This is a genomic window from Nocardia sp. 852002-20019_SCH5090214, from assembly GCF_001665865.1.
Classification (GTDB): Bacteria; Actinomycetota; Actinomycetes; order Mycobacteriales; family Mycobacteriaceae; genus Nocardia; species Nocardia nova.
The window spans coordinates 1-6,296 of sequence record NZ_LZMK01000074.1 but is presented as its reverse complement, the minus strand read 5'-3'; the positions used below and the strand labels follow the sequence as shown (position 1 = coordinate 6,296).

General features: G+C 68.2%; 4 protein-coding genes and 2 pseudogenes. All 6 read left to right on the top strand.

All coding sequences use genetic code 11. The annotated features are described in order from the left end of the window. A pseudogene (locus A5780_RS40715) lies at positions 1–897 on the top strand (hypothetical protein); the annotation flags it as partial. Continuing rightward, complete coding sequence (locus tag A5780_RS07260) at positions 894–2,372, top strand: SCO6880 family protein (protein WP_064908080.1); 1,479 nt, start codon at positions 894–896, stop codon at positions 2,370–2,372. The pseudogene A5780_RS40715 and the gene A5780_RS07260, both read left to right, overlap by 4 nt. Next, a complete protein-coding gene (locus A5780_RS07255) occupies positions 2,369–4,135 on the top strand; it encodes a hypothetical protein (RefSeq protein ID WP_064908079.1) in 1,767 nt (588 codons plus the stop codon). The genes A5780_RS07260 and A5780_RS07255 overlap by 4 nt, the downstream gene beginning before the upstream one ends. Further along, positions 4,135–5,280: a C40 family peptidase gene (locus A5780_RS42715; protein WP_156769402.1), complete on the top strand. Its 1,146-nt coding sequence runs from the start codon at positions 4,135–4,137 to the stop codon at positions 5,278–5,280. The genes A5780_RS07255 and A5780_RS42715 overlap by 1 nt, the downstream gene beginning before the upstream one ends. A gap of 236 nt (positions 5,281–5,516) precedes the next feature. Further along, positions 5,517–5,840, top strand: coding sequence for a hypothetical protein (locus A5780_RS07245; RefSeq protein WP_064908078.1), 324 nt, complete (start codon positions 5,517–5,519; stop codon positions 5,838–5,840). Positions 5,841–6,028: 188 nt separating this feature from the next. Then, positions 6,029–6,296 (top strand): annotated as a pseudogene (locus A5780_RS07240) (hypothetical protein); the annotation flags it as partial.

The window sequence follows — 6,296 nt, the reverse complement described above, 5'->3', positions numbered from 1 at the left end:
ACCGGCGGTGACCTGCACGGCGCGGTCGAGCGGCTGGTCGACAACAACCTGCGCGATCACAGCAACCTCGGCTCCGGTGTCCTGCTCGTACTGGGCATCCTCGGCCTGATCAGCATGCTCGTCCAACTCGCCATGCTCGTCATACGCCAAGCCGTCCTCATCCTCGTCGTCGCGGCCATACCGCTGGCTGCGGCCGCCGCGGGCACCGGGCCCGGATCGCAGGCGTACAAGCGGATGCTGTCGTGGTCGCTGGCGTTTGTGCTGTGGAAACCGGTCGGCGCCCTCATCTACGCGATCGCTTTCACCGCAGCGGGAACGAAAACCGCCGGTCAGCAGCAAGACCCGCAACTGGTGCTGCTCGGCATGATCCTGCTGCTGTCGGTGACGATCGTGCTGCCGGCCTTGATGCGGCTGGTCGCCCCCGCGGTGGCCACCCTCGGCGGCGGGGGAGGAGCAGGCGCCGCCCTCGCCGGTGGCGCCCTCGGCATCGCCATGGGTGCAGCCGGAGGTGATCGTTCCGCGGCCCGCAAGATGGCCGAAGGCGAAAACGCCACCACCAGCGGAGCCGGAGGCGGCGGTCCCACTCCGCCGTCGAGCGGCCCATCGGGCGGAGCAGGCGGTGGGCGTCCCCTCTCGGGCGGGACCGGTGGCGGCGGAGCTTCGCCCGGTCGCGGGGCCTCATCTGCAGGGTCCGGGTCGGCGGGAACCGGGGGCCGGTCGGCGGGCTCAGCGGGATCAGCAGGTGGCAGTTCGGGTGCGGCCGGGGGCGCTGGAGCGGCTGTCATGGGTGCGCAGTTGGCTGGTCAGGGGGTGCAGTCGGCGAGTTCGGCGGTCGAGTCCCAAGCCGGTGACAGCTGGGATATCGATGCGCCCGGCCCGTTGGAGGTGCGGCGATGACCAGTCCCCGCATGTACGGCAGATGGGAGAAACCGCGCTCGGCTGGGTTCTTCGGCATGACGTGGGGAGTGAGCATGCTCGCGCTGGCCCTGCTGATCACCGTGATGGCCACCTTCATGATCACCCGATCCATCCCGACAACGCTGATCGTGCTTGCTTGCGCCGCAATGGTTTTCACGCCGCTTGTCATCACTGTCGATGGCCGGTCCGGGTGGGAGACGGCGGTCTTGCGTGTCCAGTTCGCGGCGGCGAAAGCGCGGGGTGAACTGCTGTATCGGTCTGGCCGGTTTTCCCGGATCCCAGGTGTGGCGAGATTGCCTGGGCTGCTGGCTGATTCACGTCTGGCCGAGTGGGAGACACCGGGCGGGAAGCGGTTCGCGATCATCCATATTCGTCGCACCGATCATTGCACGGTGGTGCTGCAGGTGCTGCCGCGCGGCAAGGAGCTGGTCGACCAAGCCCAAATCGATGCCTGGGTCGGCGAGTACGGGCATTTCCTGGCCTCGCAGTCACGCGGCGGTGAAGTCGTCGCGGTCACCTCGGTGCTTGAGACTGTCGCCGAAACACATCTCAAGCAACGCCGCGAAGTCGCACGCCTGGTCCGGCCGCAGGCGCCGCAGTTCGCGGCCGCGGTGATGCGTGAGGCCGCCGCCGATATCGGCGGAGTCGGCGTGCGGACAGAAGGCCGCATCGCCATCACCTACCGCGCCATCGGCACCTCCCGCAAAACGCGGCAGGACCTGCCTGAGCAGGCCCGCGAGATCGGGCAACGGCTGCAAGGGGTGCTGTCTCAGCTGGCCCGAGCGGGGCTGCCGGCCACGCCGCTGCAGGCGTGGGAGGTGCTGGGGCTGGTGCGGTCTCGCTACGACCTGGCCGCCCAGCGCGATATCGAAGCGGCCGGCCCGACGATCACCGATACGCAGTCGTGGGATTCGGTGGGCCCGATCGCGCACGAGGACCACTGGGACCATCTGGTGCACGACGGAGCCCGTTCCACCACGTGGGAAATGGACGCCCCGCCGCGGGGCGCGGTGTTGGAAACCGGTCTGGAGGAGTTGCTGCGCCCGCGCGCGGATGTGCCACGCAAACGGGTCGCGATCATGTACCGCCTACATTCGGCGGCCGAGGCCACCGACATTGTCGACTCCGACTTCCGCGACGCGCTGGCCGCCGAGCAGACCGAACGCGGCATCGCGTCGGCCGCCGCATCCATCCGCGTCGACAACACCCGCGCCGCCCGTCAGGAACAAGCCCGCGGTGCCGGTCTCACCCGATTCGGGGTCCTGGTCACCGTCACCGACGTCCTCGACGCCGACCTGCCGGGCATCGAAGCCTCCGTGCGGACGATGACCGCGGCGTCGCGGCTGCGGGTGCGCCGCTGCTACGGCTCCCAAGCCGCCGCCTTCGCCGCCTCCCTCGGCATCGGGCTGATCCTGCCCGAACACACCTCGATCTCGAAGCGGTTCAGCGCATGAACATCCATAACGAGACCCGGAAGGCCCGCCCTCCGCGAACGACGACCGTCGCGGGGATCCGCGTATTGACATCCCAGGCCCGCGCAGAGACCGAAACGGCCGCCGCCAGGCGCGGTCTGACCGCGGTGCGCGCTCGCTGGGCACTGTCGAGTGACGATCACCGCCGCGCCACTGCCGCACGACGGGTGGAGGATTCGGTTCGCGACGGATTCGCGGTGCCCGCAGCGGGTTTGACCGACCGCGGGTACCGCGGCGTCGGCGGAGGTCGCGCGACGGTGGTGCCTGCGACACCGGAATGGCGGGCGACCACAGTGCAGGTGGCCGGATTGTGGCCCTTCGCGGTCGGCGCGACCGCCCCAGTGGTGGGTTGCCCTGTCGGCTCGCATTACGTCACCGGCGCGCCGGTGCATTTCGACCCGATGTCGTGGTTCGCGCGCGGGTTCATCACCGCGCCGATCGCGTTCGTGTTGGCGCTCAACGGTTTCGGCAAATCGTCATTGATCCGGCGCCTGGCGACCGGGGCGGTCGCGGCCGGGGAAACAGTGCTGTGCATGGGCGACACCAAACCCGACTACCGCGATCTGGTCGAAGCCTTGGATGGACAGGTCGTCGACCTCGGTTACGGGCACGGCAGCATCAACCCCCTGGCAGTTGGCGCCCTCGGCACCATCATCGACCACCTCGCGGATCCGGATCAGCGTCGCCAGGTCGCCGCGCGGGTGGAAGCCGGGCAGGTCAACATCGTCGCAGGACTGATCGAGCTGGTCCGCGGCTCCCGCGTCGCCGACTACGAAGAAACACTCATCGCCGCTGGGTTGCGCGAACTCTACAGCCCTGCAGGCGGTTTCACTCCCCAGCGGCCGCCGCGGCTGTCGAATCTGCTGGCCACGATCTCCGGCGGCGCGGACCGGTTGCGGCAGTTCGCTGAGGAAGACGACGATGTCGCGTTCCGTGCCGCGACCAAAGTGCTGCGCCGTTCGCTGCGCGCGGTGATCGAGGGGCCGTGGGGCCAGATTTTCGACCGTCAGACCAGCACACCCCTAGATCTGAACAGCCCGGCTGTGTGCATCGATGTGTCTCGCATCCCCGAAGGTGACACGAAACTGCTGGCGGCGGTGTTGATGGTGTGCTGGAGCGAAGGGTTCGGCGCGGTCGCCGCCGCCCACGCTCTCGCCGACGCCGGCCTCGCGCCGCCTCGCACCTTCGAGGTCGTCATGGACGAAATTTGGCGGGTGCTGGGCGCGGGGGAGTTCATGGTCGACCGCGTCGACGCCCTGACCCGGTTGAACCGGCCGTTGGGCACTGGACTGATCATGTGCAGCCACACCATCAAAGACCTCGCCGCCTTCGACTCGCCGGCCGCGCAAGCCAAAGCCCTCGGCTTCTTCGAACGCGCCCGCGCCAAAATCATCGGCCCCGTCGGACCGGAAGAGATCGAACGCCTCCGCGCCGCGGTATCCATCACCGACACCGAGAAGCTGCTGGTCACCTCCTGGGCCGCGCCCCGGCCACCGACCGACGACCATCTCGACGACACCGGCGTGCGCGAAACTCCGCCCGGCACAGGGTGTTTTCTGCTCAAAACCGGTGAAGCCGACGCTCCTGGTGTTCCGTTCCGAATGACGTTCACCCCGACCGAGCGGGCCCGCGACATCCACAACACCAATCGACGCTTCTCCCACCTGACTGGAGAACACCACGACGGCCCGCGGCCCTCGTTCGCGGCTGAGGCTGTTGAGGTGGGGGAGGACGGCGATGAGTGATGTCGTCTGCCAGAACCATCCTTACAGGCATCGTGGCGCTGCCCATCGCGTTGATCGTGTTCCTGGCGGTGCTCGTCGGGATCCAGCCCGCGGACACGTGTGCGACCCAGCTGCTCGCAGGAGGAGTCGAGGGCCCGACCGGGCAGTCGCTGGCGGGGTTGAACGAGCGCCAGTTGGAGTTGGCGCGCAACGGTGTCGCGATCGGCAAACAACGCCGGGCCACGGAGTCGGTGATCATCGCCGAACTCGCGGCGATGATCACCGAATCGACGTTGCGCAACCTGGCGAATTCCAACGTTCCGGAATCGCTGAGTTTCCCCAACGACGGCGTCGGCGCCGACCACGACTCCGTAGGTCCGCACCAGATGCGGGTCAGCGTCTGGGGACGCGTCGGCATCGCCACCCTGATGAACGCGGCCCATCAGATCAACTGGTTCTACGACCAAGCCGCCACCATCACCGGCGCCACGTCGATGTCCTCAGCAGAACTAGCCCAAGCAGTCGAGGTGTCCGCGCCGAACGCGTATGCGGCACAACTGGATCTGGCCCGACGCCTCTACGCGATGTTCGCCGACATCGACCCATCGTCCCTACCCGCCACCATGCCGGAACAGCCAGTCACAGGCTGCGGGCCCGGGCCCGGGCCCGGGCCGGGGGCGTCCGGCGGACCGTTGCCGGCCAGTGGTTTCGGACAAGCAGTCGTGGCCGCCGCGCAGCGGTGGATCGGCACCCCGTACGTCTGGGGCGGAGGAGACATCAGCGGCCCGACTGGTGGCGGGTTCGACTGCTCCGGCCTGACCCTGTACGCGGTCTACCAGGCATCGGGAGGCCGAATCCGGTTGCCGCACTACACCCAAGCCCAACAAGACGACCCCGCCGCGCAGACTGTGCCGTTCGACCAACGCCAACCTGGCGATCTGATCTTCTTCACCGCTCCCGGCGAGAGCGATTCTCACCATGTCGCCGTGTACGCGGGCCGCGACACCGAGGGCACCGACCTGGTCGTCCACGCCCCCCAAACCGGCCAAACCGTCACCACCGCACCCCTGGCCCGAGTCGCCGGAACCGACCACCCCGACGTCCGCCGCTACAGCACACCACCACTACCCCGAAACCCCGCAGAGGAGGAGGGAAAACCACTGTGACAAAAGACCATTCGGAACGCCAACGTCCTTCTCGACCCGTCCGTGGACGTTCCACTCCTCCGTCATCGAAGCGTCGCAACACCGCTACCGATACCGCTACCACTGGCGCGGTCGGTAACGGTCGCTCCACTCACGAGCAACGGCTCGTAGCACGGGCGTCGTCAGGGCCGCATCTTCTGGCCTGGGTCGCCGCGACGCGGCAGACCTTCACCATCTGCGGCCCCAACGGACACACCGTGGCCCACGATCGCTTCCACCGAGACCTGATCATCGACAGCGACGACGCCGCGACTGAAACGGCAGTGCTGCAAGCGATCTGGCTCGCGGGACACGGGAAAGAACCTTGGGGTGCCGACATGGCGACCCTGCGCATCGTCACATCCCGCTTCGTAGCGGACCCAGGCGCCCTGCACGGCGCGGCGTTGACCAGCGGCCTGGTGCTCGACCTGGTCGTCGACGCCACCACCAACCCGGCTACCGGCCATCAGCTCGGCGTACGGGTCGACTGGCGCCGCGTCGACCTCACCTGTCTGATCCAACACCCGAGGAACCAGCAATGAAGTCACGCCCCATCGCAATCTTGCTCACCGTCATGGCCGGAACATGCCTGCTCGCGGCGTGCACCGAACACCCATCACGCGGCCGACCGCCGGATAGAGATCCCTGCGCCCGCAGCAGATTCGAGCCACCCTTCACCGCAGTCGACCCATGCTCGGCCGAATCGGTCACGTCGGCAGCTTTGGCGACGATGTTCACCTACCGGCTTGCAGAGGGGCTCGACTCACGGCGCGCGTTCGAAGCCGCGACGCCGCTGCTGGATGCCGAATTCGCACGCAGCGGGGCCCCCGCCGCGACCGCATTGGCGCCGGTCACGCCCGACATGTGGGACCGGTGGCGTGACCAGCATGTGACGGTCACCGCGACTGCTCGGGCCACAGGCGATGATCACCCCGCCGACACCGCGTCGCGGGCGGCGCGTGTGGTGACGGTGAGCATGCAACCCAGCGACAGCACAC